Source organism: Pseudomonas sp. SIMBA_067, from assembly GCF_046534675.1.
Taxonomy (GTDB): domain Bacteria; phylum Pseudomonadota; class Gammaproteobacteria; order Pseudomonadales; family Pseudomonadaceae; genus Aquipseudomonas; species Aquipseudomonas putida.
In genome coordinates this window covers 1-255 of record NZ_JAWRYH010000845.1, presented here as the reverse complement: position 1 = coordinate 255, position 255 = coordinate 1, and the positions used below count along the sequence as shown (strand labels likewise).

Annotated in this window: 1 pseudogene; it reads right to left on the bottom strand. The window is 61.6% G+C overall.

Annotated elements, in window-relative coordinates:
• Positions 1 to 255: pseudogene (locus SB765_RS31580) on the bottom strand (PLP-dependent aminotransferase family protein); the annotation flags it as partial.

The window sequence follows — 255 nt, the reverse complement described above, 5'->3', positions numbered from 1 at the left end:
CAGCATCTGCAGCAGCACGAAATAGCAGGGTGATTCCACGGCGACCACATCGCCCGGCTGGGTCGTGGCGCGCAGCGACAGCGAGATCGCCTCAATGCAGCCGTTGGTGATCAGAATATCGTCAGCGCTGATATTGCAGCCGTAACCCACTGCCCGGCGGGCAATCTCTGTTTTCAGCGGCGCATAGCCGGTGCCCTTCACCGTATTCCCGAGCAGGGCCGGTTTGCTGTAGCCCATCTGACGCATCAGCAGGCC